Source organism: Hydrogenophaga sp., assembly GCF_036675665.1.
In the GTDB taxonomy this organism is placed as follows: Bacteria; Pseudomonadota; Gammaproteobacteria; order Burkholderiales; family Burkholderiaceae_C; genus Hydrogenophaga.
In genome coordinates, this window is record NZ_JAKFEO010000007.1 from 1 (window position 1) to 14,447 (window position 14,447).

A 14,447-nucleotide genomic window follows, 5' to 3' on the forward strand; every position below is an offset into this window, starting at 1 on the left:
GCGCTCGCACGCCAACATCCAGAAGGACGGCACGTATTCGGTGATCCCGCGCATGTGGGGCGGCGAGACCACGGCCGACGAGCTGCGCCGCATCGCCGACGCGGTGGACAAGTACAAGATCCCCACCGTGAAGGTCACGGGCGGCCAGCGCATCGACCTGCTGGGCGTGAAGAAGGAAGACCTGGTCAACGTCTGGAAAGACATCGGCATGCCTTCCGGTCATGCCTACGCCAAGGCCCTGCGCACGGTGAAGACCTGCGTGGGCTCCGAGTGGTGCCGCATGGGCACGCAGGACAGCACCCAGATGGGCAAGGACCTGGAGCGCGCCATGTGGCGCATGTACGCGCCGCACAAGGTGAAGTTCGCCGTCTCGGGCTGCCCGCGCAACTGCGCCGAGGCCGGCATCAAGGACGTGGGCGTCATCGGTGTCGACTCCGGCTGGGAGATGTACATCGCCGGCAACGGCGGCATCAAGACCGAGGTGGCGCACTTCTTCGTCAAGGTGAAGACGGCGGCCGAGGTGCTGGAGTACACCGGCGCCTTCTGCGAGCTCTACCGCCAGGAGGGCTGGTACCTGGAGCGCACCGTGCACTACGTGAACCGGGTCGGCCTGGACTACGTGAAGAAGCGCATTCTGGAGGACCACGAAGGCCGCAAGGCGCTCTGGGAGCAACTGCAGTTTGCGCTGGACGGCGAGCCCGACCCGTGGTTCGACTTCAAGGAAGCCGCGGTGGACACACGCCAGTTCGAACCCGTGAGCACGGTCTCGTGAAGTTCCGTCGCAGAACCCTCATCGCCGCCGCTGCCGGGTTCCCGCTGTGGAACGCGCAGTCCCAGGTGCTGGACCTCAACGACGCCATCAACAAGGCCGGCCGCCAACGCATGTTGTCGCAACGCATGGGCAAGGGCTGGCTGGCGCTGGTGCACAAGACCGAGAGCGGCAGCGCCCAGGCGGTGCTCGACAAGTCGATGGCCCTGTTCGACCGCCAGCTCGTCGAGCTCAAGGCCTTCGCGCCGTCGCCCGACATCCGCGACACCTACGTGCTGCTCGAAGCGGCCTGGAGCGACTACAAGACCGCGCTCGTGGGCGCCACGCCGGGCAAGTCGGGCGCTGCCGCCGTGCTGCAGGCCGATGCGCGGGTGCTGGCGCTGGCCCACCAGGGCACGCTGCAGTACGAAGCGAGCTCGGGCCGCCCGGTGGGCAAGCTGGTCAACGTGGCCGGGCGCCAGCGCATGCTCTCGCAGCGCATGGCCAAGTTCTACTTCGCCGCCACGCTGCCCGTCGACGTGCCCACCGCCACGACCGAAATCGCCAAGGCGCGCACCGAGTTCCTGAGCGCCATGGAACTGCTGCGCAACGCCCCCGAGGCCACCGAACGCATCCGCTCGGAACTGCAACTGGCCGATGGCCAGTGGTTCTTTTTCGACCAGGCGCTGCAGCGCATGCAAACCGCGGGCGCCGCCGCCAAAACCCTGTCCGACGTGTTCGTGACGAGTGAAAACCTGCTCAGCGTCATGGACCGGGTCACCGGCCTGTACGCCGCCATCAAAACCTGAGGACTGGAAGCATCATGAGTCAATGGAAGCCCATCTGCCGCGTCGACGACATCCCCGTGCTGGGTTCGCGCCGTGTGACGCGCGAGCAAGGCCTGGACGTGGCCGTGTTCCGCAACGACCAGAACGAGGTGTTCGCCCTGCTCGACCGCTGCCCGCACAAGGGTGGCCCGCTCTCGCAAGGCATCGTGTTCGGCACCAGCGTGGCCTGCCCGCTGCACAACTGGACCATCGGCCTGTGCACCGGCCAGGCCGCCGCGCCCGACGAAGGCTGCACGCCGAAATTCGCCGTGAAGGTGGAAGACGGCCAGGTGTTCCTGGACGCGAACGAACTGGCCACCCAGGCCACCGATCTGACCCGCCCGATCGCCGGCCCGGCACGCCGAAGCCTCACCGCATGAACCCGACCACCACCCGCTCAACCTGCCCCTACTGCGGCGTGGGCTGCGGGGTGCTGATCGACAGCGTGGGCAGCCAGGTCACCGACGTGCGCGGCGACCCCGATCACCCGGCCAACTTTGGCAAGCTCTGCACCAAGGGCCAGACGCTGCACCTCACCGCCTCGCCCGCGATCGCGCTGCAGACGCGGCTGCTGCAACCCATGCAGCGCCTGCAACGCGGCGCACCCGCGCAGCCCATTGCCTGGAACGCCGCGCTCGACCTCGCCACCGATCGCTTCGCGTCGGTCATCGACAGCGACGGCCCCGACGCGGTCGGCTTCTACATCAGCGGCCAGTTGCTCACCGAGGACTACTACGTCTTCAACAAGCTGGCCAAGGGATTGATCGGCACCAACAACGTCGACACCAACTCGCGCTTGTGCATGAGCAGCGCGGTGGCCGGCTACAAGCTCACGCTGGGCGCCGACGCGCCGCCCGCCTGCTACGACGACGTGAACCACGCCAGTTGCCTGTTCATCGTCGGCAGCAACGCGGCCTTTGCCCACCCGGTGCTGTTTCGCCGCATCGAAGAAGCGAAGCAGGCCAACCCGGCCATGAAGGTGATCGTGGCCGACCCGCGCCGCACCGACACCGCCGGCTTCGCCGACCTCTACCTGCCACTGCAACCCGGCAGCGACGTGATGCTGTTCCACGGCCTGCTGCACATCATGCTGTGGGAAGGCTGGTGTGATGCGGCCTACATCGCAGCCCACACCACCGGGTTTGATGCACTCAAGGCACTGGTGCGCGAGTACACACCCGAGCAGGTGGCGCAGGCGTGTGGCCTGAAGAAGGAAGACCTCTACACCGCTGCCCAGTGGTTCGCACAGTCAGCGGCCACGCTCAGCCTCTACTGCCAGGGCCTGAACCAGAGCAGCAGCGGCACCGCGAAGAACGCCACCCTGATCAACCTGCACCTGGCCACCGGCCAGATCGGCAAGCCCGGCGCCGGCCCCTTCAGCCTGACCGGCCAGCCCAACGCCATGGGCGGACGCGAGGTTGGCGGCCTGGCCAACCTGCTGAGCGCCCACCGCGACCTGGCCAACCCGCAGCACCGCGCCGAAGTGGCCGCGCTCTGGGGACTGCCGAGCGTGCCCGAGAAGCCGGGCAAAAGCGCGGTGGAGATGTTCCAGGCCGCCGCCGATGGCGAAATCAAGGCGCTGTGGATCGCCTGCACCAACCCGGCCCAGTCCATGCCCGACCAGGCCACCGTGCGCCGCGCACTGCAGCGCGCCGAGTTCGTGGTGGTGCAGGAGGCCTTTGCCACCGCCGCCACCTGCGACTTCGCCGACCTGCTGCTGCCCGCCACCACCTGGGGCGAAAAAGACGGCACCGTCACCAACAGCGAACGCCGCATCAGCCGCGTGCGCCCGGCCGTGGCCGCACCCGGTGAATCCCGCCACGACTGGCGCATCGTGGTCGACTTCGGGCAGCGGCTCGAAGCCCATCTGCGCCCCGGCCAGGCCACGCTGTTCCCCTACCCGTCACCCGAACCCATCTGGCTCGAACACCGCGAATCCACCCGCGGGCGCGACCTCGACATCACCGGCCTGAGCTACGCGATGCTGGAACAACAAGGCCCGCAACAGTGGCCGATGCGCGCCGGTGAGACCGTGGGCCGGGAACGCCTGTACGAAGACGGCATCTTCCCCACGCCCGACGGACGCGCCCGTTTCGCCGCCCTGCCCTTCGTGCCGCTGGCCGAGGCGCGCGAATCGCGCTACCCCTTCTCGCTCACCACCGGCCGCCTGCGCGACCAGTGGCACGGCATGACGCGCACCGGCACGCTGGGCCGCCTGTTCGGCCACGTGGCCGAGCCATCGGTGCAGCTCAACCCGCAGGACATGGAGCGGCGCGGCCTGAAAGAAGGCGATCTGGTGCACGTGACCAGCAAGCGCGGCTCCATCCTGGTGCCGGCGCAGGCCTCGGCCGACATCGGCCTGTCGCAGGCCTTCATCGCCATGCACTGGGGCGCCGAGTACCTCAGCGGCCTCAGCAGCACCGGCGCCGCGCTGGCCGGTGTGAACGCGCTCACCACCTCGGCCTACTGCCCCACGTCCAAGCAGCCCGAACTCAAGCACGCGGCGGTGAAAGTGCTCAAGGCCGAGCTGCCCTGGACGCTGCTGGCCATGGCCTGGCTGCCCGAGGCCGGCGCTTTAAGCGCCCTGCAAGGACTGCGCGAACTCATGGCGCGGTTCCCGTTCGCCTCGTGTGTTCCGTTCGGCCGGGAACGCACCGGCGTGCTGTTCCGCGCGGCCGCGCACGACGCGCCCGACACAGCCCTCATGGAGCGCATCGAGGACCTGCTGGGCCTGAACACGCCGGATGCCCTGCGCTACGCCGACAAACGCCTGGGCCAGCGCCGCGCCGCGCGGCTGGTGCGGGTGGGCGAGGTCACACAGCTCGACGGTTTCATGCTCGCTGGCGACACGCGCGCCGAGGCCTGGCTCAAGCCCCTGCTGCAGGACGAGCTGGCGGCAGACGCCTATGGCCGGCGCCTGCTGATGCCCGGCGCCAAGCCACCGGTGGCCATCGAGGCCAAGGGCCGGCAGATCTGCACCTGCTTCAACGTGACCGACCTGGCCATCACCGGGCGACTCGCCACCTGCGAGGGCAGCGAAGACGAGCGCCTGGCCACGCTGCAGACCAGCCTGCGCTGCGGGACCAACTGCGGTTCCTGCGTGCCCGAACTCAAACGCCTCGTGCGCGCCACCCCGGCACTGCTGGCCGCCTGAACCCTTGCTTTGGCCATATAACGCCGAGTCATCAAACTTGCCGGACAATCGCGCGCCATGGGGATCAGTCAATACATCAAGGAAATCGGCCGCGGCAAGGACGGCGCGCGTTCGCTCACGCGCGCCCAGGCCACCGACCTGCTGGGCCAGGTGCTCGACGGCACCGTGACCGACCTGGAGGTCGGTGGTTTCTGCCTGGCCATGCGCATCAAGGGCGAAACCGCGGACGAGATGGCCGGCTTCCTGGATGCGGCGCACGCGCGTCTGCACAAGCTGCCCGACAGCGAGCTCACCACCGTGGTGCTGCCCAGCTACAACGGTGCACGCAAGCTGCCGGTGCTCACGCCCCTGCTCGCGCTGTTGCTGGCGCGCCGCGGCGCGGCGGTGCTGGTGCACGGCACGGCCACTGAAGACAAGCGCGTGTTCGCCGCCAGCGTGTTCGCCGAGCTCGGTGTGTTGCCCGCCACCCGCATGACCGCACTCGCGGCCGGCGACGTGGCCTTCGTGCCCACCGAGGTGCTGTCCCCCGGCCTCAAGCGCCTGCTCGACGTGCGCCGTGCGGTCGGCCTGCGCAACCCGGCGCACAGCCTGGTCAAGCTCATGAATCCGTGCGAAGGCAAAGCCTTCATCGTCGGCAGCTACACCCACCCCGAATACGCCAGCTCCATGGCCGCCACCTGGGCCCTCACCGGCGCGCACGCCTTGCTGCTGCGTGGCACCGAAGGCGAACCGGTGGCCGACGCACGCCGCACGCCGCGCATGGAAATCTTTCAAGATGGCGAGCGCACCGAGGTGCAGCCGCAACAGGACGGACCGCTGGCGAAACTGCCTTCGCTGCCCTCGGTGGACGCATCGAACACAGCGCATTACATCCGCGCCGTGCTCAACGGTTCGTTACCCATTCCCACACCGATCGCACTGCAGGTGGAACACATCTTGCGAGCGGTTCAACACCATGATTCCCCAGCCCATGCACACGCCATCTGAGTTCCTGCCCGGCACCGTCGCACTCGTCGGCGCGGGCCCGGGTGACCCGGAGTTGCTCACGCTCAAAGCCGTCAAGGCGATCAGCGCCGCGACCGTGCTGCTGGTCGACGATCTGGTGAGCGACGCGGTGCTGGCCCACGCTCGCCCAAGCGCGCGCATCGTGCACGTGGGCAAGCGCGGCGGCTGCAAGAGCACGCCACAGGCCTTCATCGAAAAGCTCATGGTCATGGCCGCGAGCGAAGGCGAGGTGGTGGTGCGCCTGAAGGGTGGCGACCCATTCATCTTCGGGCGCGGCGGCGAAGAGGTGGAGCACCTGCGCGCTGCCGGCATCGAGGTGCAGGTCATCAACGGCATCACCGCGGGCCTGGCCGGTCTCACCTCGTTGGGTGTGCCACTCACGCACCGCGAGCATGCCCACGGCGTGGTGTTCGTCACCGGCCACGCCAAACCCGGCGACAGCGGCACCAACTGGCCAGCCCTGGCCGCCACCGCGCGCGACGCCAAGCTCACGCTGGTGATCTACATGGGCGTGAGCGGCTCGGAGCAGATCCAGGCCGAGCTGCTCACCGGTCTGCCGGCCCACACGCCGGTGGCCGTGATCCAGCACGCCAGCCTGCCCCAGCAACGGCACGCCGTCACCACGCTGGGGCAACTGCGCGCCACCATCGAGCGCGAGGGACTGGGCAGTCCGGCCGTGATCGTGGTGGGTGATGTGGTGAGCGGCATCGCCGCGATGCAGGCTCCGCAGGCGCTCGCACGCAGCGCCTGAGCGCCGCTACACTCCCGCTCGTGCGTGCCCTGTGGCGCGCTTCAGGCAGGGAGTCGCATGCTCAGGAAACTCAATCGATTCACCGAAAGCCACGGCGCCTTGCGCCCTGGCCGCGGCCTGGTCACCGGCGTGATCGCCCTGTCGCTGGCCATCCTGTGCTTCCTGGGCGTGATGGCCTTTCATTTCCCGCAGTACCTCACCACACCCCAGCTGCGCCAGCAGTACGACGTGGCGCTCATGCGCCAACTGCTGTTCGGTGCGATGGTGGTGGCGGGCGGCCTGAGCCTGGTGAACGTGCTGTTCAACCGCGCACGCTGGCTCTCGGCCTTTGCCTTCGCGCTGGTCACGCTCAGCGCGCTGCTGGGCGGGCACCAGGTCGAGGTGGACCCGAACTTTCCCGACAACACGCCCTACATCGGCATGGACTGGTTCATCCTGGACTTGCTGGGCTCGGCGCTGATCTTCATCTTCATCGAGAAACTCTTTGCCCTGCGCAAGGACCAGCCGGTGTTTCGCCCCGAGTGGCAGACCGACTTCCACCACTTCATCGTCAACCACATGGTCATCGGCTTCATGCTGCTGGCCACCAACCTGCTGGTGCACAACATCTTCGGCTGGGTGCCGGTGGAAGGCGTGCGTGGCTGGATCGCGGCGCTGCCCTTCTGGGCCGCGCTGCCGCTCATCATCCTGGTGGCCGACCTCGCCCAGTACTGGACGCACCGCGCCTACCACGAAGTGCCGCTGCTCTGGCGCCTGCACGCGGTGCACCACAGCACCAAGCACATGGACTGGATGGCCGGCTCGCGCCAGCACATCCTGGAGACCATCATCACGCGCACGCTGGTGCTCGGGCCCATCTACCTGCTGGGCTTTTCCAAGGAAGTGATCGACGCCTACATCATCGTGGTGGGCTTCCAGGCCGTGTTCAACCACGCCAACGTGAGCGTGCGCCTGGGCCCGTTGCGCTACCTCATCGTCACGCCCAACTTCCACCACTGGCACCACAGCCAGGACGCGGACGCGCTGGACAAGAACTACGCCGCGCACTACGCCTTTCTGGACCACCTGTTCGGCACCGCCGTCAACAGCCCCAAGCTGTGGCCCGAGCGCTATGGCGTGCTGGGCGACTACGTGCCCAAGGGCTTTCTGAAGCAGATCGCATTCCCCTTCACCTGGAAGGGCTGAGCGCGCCACGCTGGTGCGCACCGCGCGAGCGGAGCATGCACAGCCGTGGCCCGGCGATTGCTTGGTGTTTGGAATGACATCACTCACCGCTCACACCACCGCCTCCACCACCTTCAAGCGAAATGACACGCCGGCACACATCGCCGGCCTCTCTCTGGTCAATCTTGCGGCGCGCCAGCGCATGCTCTCGCAGCGCATGATCCTGCAGACCGTGCTGGCCGCCCACGGCGACACCGGGCGTGTGCAGGCCGCGCAGCGCAGCCTGCAGATGTTCACCGAAAGCCAGCACCACCTGCTGACCACCGCCGCGAACCTGGAGCCCGCCAGCGCCCGCAAGATCACCGAGACCTACCAGGGCGCACGTGGGGTCGGTCCCGTGGTGCAGGCCTTCATGCAGCTCGTGCGCAGCGCGCTCGACCAGATCGAGGCCGCCAGCCCCCGCCTCGCCGCCACCACGTCCGAGCTGGTCGACCACACCGACCGCATCCTCGAAGCGCTCAACACCGCCACCACCGCGTTCGACGAAGTCGCCAAGCTTCGGTCCGACACGATGATGAAGGAACTGACGGGCATCGTGGGCGACATCCAGAGCGTGGCCAAGGAAGCAAAGGTCGTGAGCTTCAACGCGCAGGTGATGGCCGCGCGGGCTGGGCAGCACGGCCGCGAATTCGCCGTGGTGGCCAATGTGTTGTCGGACATCACCGGCGAGATCGACAGCCTCACCCGCAAGGCCGCGGCACTCGCCGAGCGCAACCGGGCACAGTGAGACACCCCCGCCGCGCTGCGCGCGACCCCCTCAAGGGGCGGGTGCGCCTACACTGCGCGCCATGCAAAACTTCGACGCCATCGTCATCGGCGCTGGCGCCGCCGGCCTCTTCTGCGCCGGCATCGCCGGCCAACGCGGCCTGCGGGTGCTGGTGCTCGACCACAGCGAGAAGGTGGCCGAGAAAATCCGCATTTCGGGTGGCGGCCGCGCCAACTTCACCAACCGCGACATCGATGTGCAGGCGCCGCACAAGCACTTCATCAGCGGCAATCCCCATTTCTGCCGCTCCGCGCTCTCGCGCTACACCCCGAGCGACTTCATCGAGCTCCTGCAGCGCCATGGCATCGCCTTTCACGAAAAGCACAAAGGCCAGCTGTTCTGTGACCGGTCGGCCGAAGACCTGATCCAGATGCTGCTGCGCGAGTGCGACGCCGGTGGCGTGCAGCGCTGGCAGCCGTGCAGCGTGAAGGCCATCCGGGTGGACGGCGACGGCGTCTACGAACTCGACACCGACCGCGGCCCGGTGCGCAGCCCTGCGGTGGTGGTTGCCACCGGCGGCCTGTCCATCCCGAAGATCGGTGCCACCGATTTCGGCTACCGCGTGGCCAGGCAGTTCGGCCTGCGTCTGGTCGAACCACGCCCGGGCCTCGTGCCACTGACCTTCGACGGTGAGGGCTGGGCGCCCTATGCCGGGCTGTCCGGGCTGGCGCTGCCGGTGCGCATCGAGACCGGTGATCACACCGGCCCCCACGCTCCGCCGCTGCGCGGGTCGCTGCCCCCCGGGGGAGCCGCTCTTGCCTTGGGGCGGCCCGGCGGCAAGAAAAACCGCATGGCGTTCAACGAAGACCTGCTCTTCACCCACCGCGGCCTCTCCGGCCCCGCCGTCCTGCAGATCTCCAGCTACTGGCACGACAACACCCCGATCCGCCTCAACCTGGCGCCCGAGGTCGATCTGCCGGCTGCGCTGGCACGCGCCAAGGCCACCTCGCGCAAGCTGATCGCCAACGAACTGGCAGGCCTGGTGCCCAGCCGCCTGGCCGACGCCTGGGTGCAGCAGGACGCCGACTGGCAACGCCCCGTGGCGGAGGCCTCCGACAAAGCCCTGGCTCGCCTGGCCGAGCGCCTGTCGCGCTGGGACATCACCCCCACCGGCACCGAGGGCTACAGGAAGGCCGAAGTCACGCTGGGCGGCGTGGACACGCGCGATCTCTCATCGCAAACCCTGGAATCGAAGCAGCCCGGGCTGTACTTCATCGGCGAAGTGGTGGACGTGACCGGTTGGCTGGGCGGCTACAACTTCCAGTGGGCCTGGGCCAGCGCGCATGCGTGTGCGCAGGCTCTGCCCTAGTCGCCCACGACGTCGCGCCAGCGCGTGGTGCCCAGCCAGTCGCGCAGGGCCAGGGCACCCGGCGGCGTGATGGTGAGGGCGCGCGTGCCCTGGCCCCGCAGGAGCCAGCCCCGCTCCAGGCAGTGGTGGCAGATCAGCGCTCCCAGCCGGCCGGCCAGGTGCATGCGTCGCTCGCTCCAGTCCAGGCACGGGCGGCAGTGAGGACGCCCACTCGCGCGACCGGCCACCGCGGCATCCGCATCCAGCCCCAGGCCCCGCAAGGCACCCGCGACGCGGTCGGTCGCATGTCCAGCGCCGGCCTCGTCATCAAACACCACCGCCCCCGACACCAGCAGATGATCCGCGATGGCCACACCGAGGCGGCCAGCCAGGTGGTCGTAACACGTGCGGGCGGCACGCAGAGCGGCATCGCGCGGACCCACGACCACACGGCGTGGCGCCAGCGGCGCCTGGGGTGACACCGCCAGCTGCATCAAGCCTTCGAGCACACGCGCCACCTCGGGCGAGGCCAGGCGGTGGTAACGGTGCCGCCCCTGGCGCTCCACGCGCAGCAGCGTGGCCTCCACCAGCAGGCCCAGATGGCGGCTGGCGGTGGCGGGCGTGATGTGGGCCACATCGGCCAGTTCGCGCGCGGTCAGCGCGCGCCCATCCATCAGCGCCATCAGCATGGCCGTGCGGGCGGGTTCGCCGACCAGGGCGGCGACGTGCGCGATGCGGTTGGTGTTCATGGCCCGAGTGTGCTGCAGGCGCGGGTCTCCATGCTTCGCTCCGCAGCGAAGCAACACGTCGGCGGCGCGCGACACCATGCTGGTCATGTGGACCCGATCGATCGCACCTTCTCCCCGCGCCTTTCACGGCACCACCGTGGTGCGCGCCGCGTTCGTGCTGGCCATGTTCGGCTGGGGCGTGGGCTTTTACGGCCCGCCCATCTTTCTGCACGCCGTGGTCTCGCGCACGGGCTGGACCCTGGGCCTGGTGTCGGGGGCGGTCACCGTGCACTTTCTCTGGGGCGCCGTCGTCGTGGCCTGGCTGCCACGCCTGCATGCCCGCTGGGGCATTCCGGCGACCACGCTGACGGGCGCGGTGGCCCTGGCGCTGGGCGTGGCGGGTTGGGCCCATGCCAGCCAGCCATGGCAATTGTTCGGCGCGGCCCTGCTCAGCGGTGGCGGCTGGGTCCCCCTGGGCGCGGCCGGCATCAACGCCATGGTTTCGCCCTGGTTCACGCGCCAGCGCCCCGCCGCCCTCTCGCGGGCCTACAACGGCGCCAGCATCGGCGGCATGGTGTTCTCGCCCTTGTGGGTCACCTTGATGGCCCACATGGGCTTCGCCCAGGCGGCATGGGCCGTGGGCGTGGGCATGGTCGCAGTGGTCGGCTGGCTGGTCCGTCATGCATTGGCCGTCACGCCCGCCGCGCTGGGCCAGTGGCCCGATGGAAAGGCCCATCACACGCCCGGCAACCCCGCGCCGCGGCCACCGGATGTCTCCTGGCCGGCCTTGCCCGGACGCACGCTCTGGACCAACCGCCGCTTCCAGACGCTGGCCGCGGCCATGGCACTGGGACTGTTTGCCCAGATCGGCCTCCTCACGCACCTCTACTCCCTGCTCTCGCCTGGCCTGGGGACGCAGGGCGCCGGCTGGGCGATGGCGCTAGCCACCGCCTGCGCCATCGGCGGGCGCACGCTGTCCGCGCGGTGTCTGCCGTTCACGGGTGACCGGCGCACCGTGGCCTGCACCAGTTGGGCGGTGCAGATGCTCGGCTCGCTTCTGCTGCTGATCTCGCCTGGCCAGGGGCCGCTGCTGTGGGCCGGCATCGTGCTGTTCGGCGCCGGCATCGGCAACACCACCTCGCTGCCACCGCTGGTGGCGCAAACGGACTTCGCCGCGCCAGACGTGGCCCGCGTGGTCGCGCTCATCGTGGCGCTGTCGCAGGCCCTGTATGCGCTGGCCCCCCTGGTCTTTGCCCTGCTGCTGGCCACCGACCAGGGCCCATCCCTGTTCTTCGGCGCCGCGGCATGCCTGCAACTGCTGGCGCTGACGCTCCTGCGGGGCGGGCGCCAGGCCGCACCCGCCCCTTGTCCACCCCACCCTTGAGGAGAACCCCGCATGACCATCACCTGTTTCATCCGCTACCAGCTCGACCCCTTCCAGGTCGACACCTTCCGCACCTATGCCGAGAACTGGGGCCGCATCATCCCGCGCTGCGGCGGCCACCTGATGGGCTACTTCCTGCCCAGCGAAGGCACCAACGACGAGGCCTGGGGACTGATCGGCTTCGACAGCCTGGCCGCCTACGAGGTCTACCGGGCACGCCTGCGCGCCGACGACGAGGGACGCGCGAACTTCGAGATGGCGCGCCGGCTGCGCTTCATCCTGCGCGAAGAACGCACGTTCACCGAGCTGGTGGCGGGCACTTTCGACCGCAAGGCAGCGCCATGATCGCCGTGATCTTCGAGGTCATCCCCAGCGAAGCGGGGCGGCAGACCTACCTGGACTTGGCCGCCGCGCTGCGCGCCGAGCTGGAGGTCATCGACGGCTTCGTCTCGGTCGAACGCTTCGAAAGCCTGAGCCAGCCCGGCAAGCTGCTGTCGCTCTCGTACTGGCGCGACGAGGCCGCCGTTGCGCGCTGGCGCAGCCTCCCATCCCATCGCCAGGCCCAGGCAGCCGGCCGTGCGGGTGTGTTCTCGGACTACCGGTTGCGCGTGGCCCTGGTGCAGCGCGACTACGGCCTGAACGCCCGAGAGCAGGCCCCGGCCGACGCCCGGGCCTTTCACACCGGGGCCGCTGGCTTGCCCGAGGTACCGAAGTGGCTATAATCCAAGGCTTTGCTGGCAAATACCCGTCTGCCAATACTAGTTAACGACGGGACATTTTGCGGAAACGACGCTTGGGCCCGATCTTCCCGAACATCCTCTTTCCGCGCATTCTGGACATCTCTCGCCCATGACGACCATCCGTGTAAAAGACAACGAACCCTTTGACGTCGCCCTGCGCCGTTTCAAGCGCACCATCGAAAAGCTCGGTTTGCTGACCGACCTGCGCGCCCGTGAGTTCTACGAAAAGCCCACCGCCGAGCGCAAGCGCAAGAAGGCTGCCGCCGTCAAGCGCCACTACAAGCGCGTGCGCTCGATGCAGCTGCCCAAGAAGCTGTACTGAGTCTGTGCCGCCGGGTTCGCCCGGTTGCCCAAAAGCCCGCTGGAAGACGTTCAGGCGGGCTTTTTTGTTGTCTGAACACCCCGTTTCACCGCCCACAGGAGCCCCCCATGAGCCTCAAGGAACAGATCATCGAAGACATGAAAGCCGCCATGCGCGCCAAGGACAGCGAGCGACTGGGCACCATCCGCCTGCTGACCGCGGCCATGAAGCAGAAGGAAGTGGACGACCGCGTGGAGCTCGACGACGCCATGGTGGTGGCCATCGTCGACAAGCTCATCAAGCAGCGCAAGGACAGCATCGAGGCCTTCACCAAGGCCGCGCGCATGGATCTGGCCGACAAGGAAAGCGCCGAGATGAAGGTGTTGCAGGCCTACCTGCCCGCGCGCCTGTCGGCCGATGAAGTGGCCGCCGAGGTCAAGGCCATCGTGGCCGAGCTGGGCGCCACAGGCCCGGGTGACATGGGCAAGGTCATGGGCGCGGTGAAAACCCGCCTGGCCGGCAAGGCCGACATGGGCATGGTGTCGGCTGCGGTGAAGGCGGCACTGGCGGGCTAAGCCCCCACGCTCCGCCCCAAGGCGGATCGTCACCTCCTCTGCGGTTCAGTTCAGGATGAGTGCGGTGCCCAGCACCGCCAAAACCGCGCCCAGCCAGGCGCCTGCCGCCGGCCGGCGCCGATAAACCAGCCACAGCAGCGGCAGGATCAGGATCGGCGAGACCGAGGACAGCACGGCCACGAGACCGGCCTGACCGAGCCGCATGGCGGCCAGGATCAACGTCATGCCCAAGGCCATCGCCACGGCGGCGCTCATGCAGGTGAGACCCGCGTCCTTCCAGTCCATGGGCAGCTTGGCGCGTGCACCTGCCCATCCACTGGCCAGCAAGAGGGTATGTGCAGCCAGCGCCACGCTCATGCGTGCCGCGCTGGCGGCCACAGCGTCGACGCCGGTCGTCATGAGCGGCTTGAGCATGAGCGTGGCCACCGACTGACACAGCGCGGCCGCCAAGCCCAAACCCACGCCGATGACCAGCGGGCCATGTGTCTGCTCCCAACCATGAAGCTCGTCGCTGCGCCGCCCCCACACGATGGCCAGCATCACGCCACCCACCAGCAGACCACTGCCGATCAGCGCTCGCCCCCAGAGCACCTCGCCCAGGAAAAACCAGGCGATCACAGCCGAAAACAGCGCATGGGTGGCGAACAGCACACCCGAGCGGCGCGGCCCCAGGCGGTTCATGCAGGCGAACAGCAGGGTGTCACCGATGAAGATGCCAATGACGCCCGAGAGTGCCAGCAGGCCAAAGGCCGATGCGTCCAGGCTGCGCCAGCCGCCGCCCAGCAAAGCCAGCGCCCACAGCAGCAGGCTGGCAAACAGCATGCGCCATCGGCTGAAGGCGAAGGCGCCCAGGCGCTGCGCCGGACCTGCCGAGAAAAGACTGGAGACCGCCCAGCAGGCTGCTGCCAGCAGCGCCAGCGCTTCCGGGCGCATCAGTTCAACGGCCGCTGCGAAGG

At 68.6% G+C, this 14,447-nt stretch carries 15 protein-coding genes and 1 pseudogene; 14 read left to right on the forward strand and 2 right to left on the reverse strand.

Features of this window, described 5'->3' with window-relative positions; genetic code table 11:
* From V6M63_RS02760 to V6M63_RS02800, 9 genes and pseudogenes are all read left to right on the forward strand, one after another.
* Window positions 1-772, forward strand: a pseudogene (locus tag V6M63_RS02760) (nitrite reductase large subunit); the annotation flags it as partial.
* Window positions 769-1,557, forward strand: coding sequence for a type IV pili methyl-accepting chemotaxis transducer N-terminal domain-containing protein (locus V6M63_RS02765; protein WP_332739220.1), 789 nt, complete (start codon window positions 769-771; stop codon window positions 1,555-1,557). The pseudogene V6M63_RS02760 and the gene V6M63_RS02765, both read left to right, overlap by 4 nt.
* Window positions 1,558-1,571: 14 nt before the next feature.
* Complete coding sequence (gene nirD / locus V6M63_RS02770; protein WP_332739221.1) at window positions 1,572-1,955, forward strand: nitrite reductase small subunit NirD; 384 nt, start codon at window positions 1,572-1,574, stop codon at window positions 1,953-1,955.
* A complete protein-coding gene (locus V6M63_RS02775) occupies window positions 1,952-4,729 on the forward strand; it encodes a nitrate reductase (protein WP_332739223.1) in 2,778 nt (925 codons plus the stop codon). Before nirD ends, V6M63_RS02775 begins: the two co-directional genes overlap by 4 nt.
* A gap of 57 nt (window positions 4,730-4,786) precedes the next feature.
* Entirely contained in the window at window positions 4,787-5,716 is a 930-nt protein-coding gene (gene ybiB / locus V6M63_RS02780; protein WP_332739225.1) for a DNA-binding protein YbiB, read from the forward strand.
* On the forward strand, window positions 5,700-6,485 hold the full coding sequence (cobA, locus tag V6M63_RS02785; protein ID WP_332739227.1) for a uroporphyrinogen-III C-methyltransferase: 786 nt from the start codon (window positions 5,700-5,702) through the stop codon (window positions 6,483-6,485). Before ybiB ends, cobA begins: the two co-directional genes overlap by 17 nt.
* Before the next feature lie 57 nt (window positions 6,486-6,542).
* The gene (locus tag V6M63_RS02790) at window positions 6,543-7,670 is read left to right on the forward strand and encodes a sterol desaturase family protein (protein WP_332739229.1); all 1,128 of its coding nucleotides are present in this window, start codon (window positions 6,543-6,545) and stop codon (window positions 7,668-7,670) included.
* A 73-nt stretch (window positions 7,671-7,743) separates the two neighbouring features.
* Entirely contained in the window at window positions 7,744-8,436 is a 693-nt protein-coding gene (locus V6M63_RS02795) for a methyl-accepting chemotaxis protein (RefSeq protein WP_332739230.1), read from the forward strand.
* Window positions 8,437-8,497: 61 nt separating this feature from the next.
* On the forward strand, window positions 8,498-9,784 hold the full coding sequence (locus tag V6M63_RS02800; RefSeq protein ID WP_442909526.1) for an NAD(P)/FAD-dependent oxidoreductase: 1,287 nt from the start codon (window positions 8,498-8,500) through the stop codon (window positions 9,782-9,784).
* On the opposite strand, the gene V6M63_RS02805 is transcribed toward V6M63_RS02800, so the two are convergent.
* Window positions 9,781-10,512 carry an ArsR/SmtB family transcription factor gene (locus V6M63_RS02805; RefSeq protein WP_332739232.1) on the reverse strand — a complete coding sequence of 244 codons (732 nt, stop codon included), beginning with the start codon at window positions 10,510-10,512 and terminating at the stop codon, window positions 9,781-9,783. The genes V6M63_RS02800 and V6M63_RS02805 overlap by 4 nt on opposite strands.
* Window positions 10,513-10,597: 85 nt before the next feature.
* Between V6M63_RS02805 and V6M63_RS02810 the strand changes: the two genes are divergently transcribed.
* From V6M63_RS02810 to V6M63_RS02830, 5 genes are all read left to right on the forward strand, one after another.
* On the forward strand, window positions 10,598-11,875 hold the full coding sequence (locus tag V6M63_RS02810; RefSeq protein ID WP_332739234.1) for an MFS transporter: 1,278 nt from the start codon (window positions 10,598-10,600) through the stop codon (window positions 11,873-11,875).
* A 12-nt stretch (window positions 11,876-11,887) separates the two neighbouring features.
* Window positions 11,888-12,220, forward strand: a complete 333-nt coding sequence (locus tag V6M63_RS02815) for an NIPSNAP family protein (RefSeq protein ID WP_332739236.1) — start codon at window positions 11,888-11,890, stop codon at window positions 12,218-12,220.
* Window positions 12,217-12,597, forward strand: a complete 381-nt coding sequence (locus V6M63_RS02820; RefSeq protein WP_332739238.1) for an antibiotic biosynthesis monooxygenase family protein — start codon at window positions 12,217-12,219, stop codon at window positions 12,595-12,597. Before V6M63_RS02815 ends, V6M63_RS02820 begins: the two co-directional genes overlap by 4 nt.
* 127 nt (window positions 12,598-12,724) lie before the next feature.
* Window positions 12,725-12,937: a 30S ribosomal protein S21 gene (gene rpsU, locus V6M63_RS02825; RefSeq protein WP_056273869.1), complete on the forward strand. Its 213-nt coding sequence runs from the start codon at window positions 12,725-12,727 to the stop codon at window positions 12,935-12,937.
* A gap of 107 nt (window positions 12,938-13,044) precedes the next feature.
* The gene (locus tag V6M63_RS02830; protein ID WP_332739262.1) at window positions 13,045-13,491 is read left to right on the forward strand and encodes a GatB/YqeY domain-containing protein; all 447 of its coding nucleotides are present in this window, start codon (window positions 13,045-13,047) and stop codon (window positions 13,489-13,491) included.
* Window positions 13,492-13,536: 45 nt separating this feature from the next.
* Here V6M63_RS02830 and V6M63_RS02835 read toward each other — a convergent pair whose 3' ends face one another.
* Window positions 13,537-14,424 (reverse strand): DMT family transporter, encoded by an 888-nt coding sequence (locus tag V6M63_RS02835; RefSeq protein WP_332739264.1) that lies wholly within the window; start codon window positions 14,422-14,424, stop codon window positions 13,537-13,539.
* Window positions 14,425-14,447 lie beyond the last annotated feature (23 nt).

Coding starts and splice junctions, on each gene's coding strand:
- cobA (WP_332739227.1), top strand. CDS start 5,700: ATGCACACGCCATCTGAGTTCCTGCCCGGCACCGTCGCACTCGTCGGC.
- V6M63_RS02810 (WP_332739234.1), top strand. CDS start 10,598: ATGTGGACCCGATCGATCGCACCTTCTCCCCGCGCCTTTCACGGCACC.
- V6M63_RS02790 (WP_332739229.1), top strand. CDS start 6,543: ATGCTCAGGAAACTCAATCGATTCACCGAAAGCCACGGCGCCTTGCGC.
- rpsU (WP_056273869.1), top strand. CDS start 12,725: ATGACGACCATCCGTGTAAAAGACAACGAACCCTTTGACGTCGCCCTG.
- V6M63_RS02830 (WP_332739262.1), top strand. CDS start 13,045: ATGAGCCTCAAGGAACAGATCATCGAAGACATGAAAGCCGCCATGCGC.
- V6M63_RS02820 (WP_332739238.1), top strand. CDS start 12,217: ATGATCGCCGTGATCTTCGAGGTCATCCCCAGCGAAGCGGGGCGGCAG.
- V6M63_RS02805 (WP_332739232.1), bottom strand. CDS start 10,512: ATGAACACCAACCGCATCGCGCACGTCGCCGCCCTGGTCGGCGAACCC.
- V6M63_RS02815 (WP_332739236.1), top strand. CDS start 11,888: ATGACCATCACCTGTTTCATCCGCTACCAGCTCGACCCCTTCCAGGTC.
- V6M63_RS02775 (WP_332739223.1), top strand. CDS start 1,952: ATGAACCCGACCACCACCCGCTCAACCTGCCCCTACTGCGGCGTGGGC.
- V6M63_RS02800 (WP_442909526.1), top strand. CDS start 8,498: ATGCAAAACTTCGACGCCATCGTCATCGGCGCTGGCGCCGCCGGCCTC.
- ybiB (WP_332739225.1), top strand. CDS start 4,787: ATGGGGATCAGTCAATACATCAAGGAAATCGGCCGCGGCAAGGACGGC.
- V6M63_RS02795 (WP_332739230.1), top strand. CDS start 7,744: ATGACATCACTCACCGCTCACACCACCGCCTCCACCACCTTCAAGCGA.
- nirD (WP_332739221.1), top strand. CDS start 1,572: ATGAGTCAATGGAAGCCCATCTGCCGCGTCGACGACATCCCCGTGCTG.
- V6M63_RS02835 (WP_332739264.1), bottom strand. CDS start 14,424: ATGCGCCCGGAAGCGCTGGCGCTGCTGGCAGCAGCCTGCTGGGCGGTC.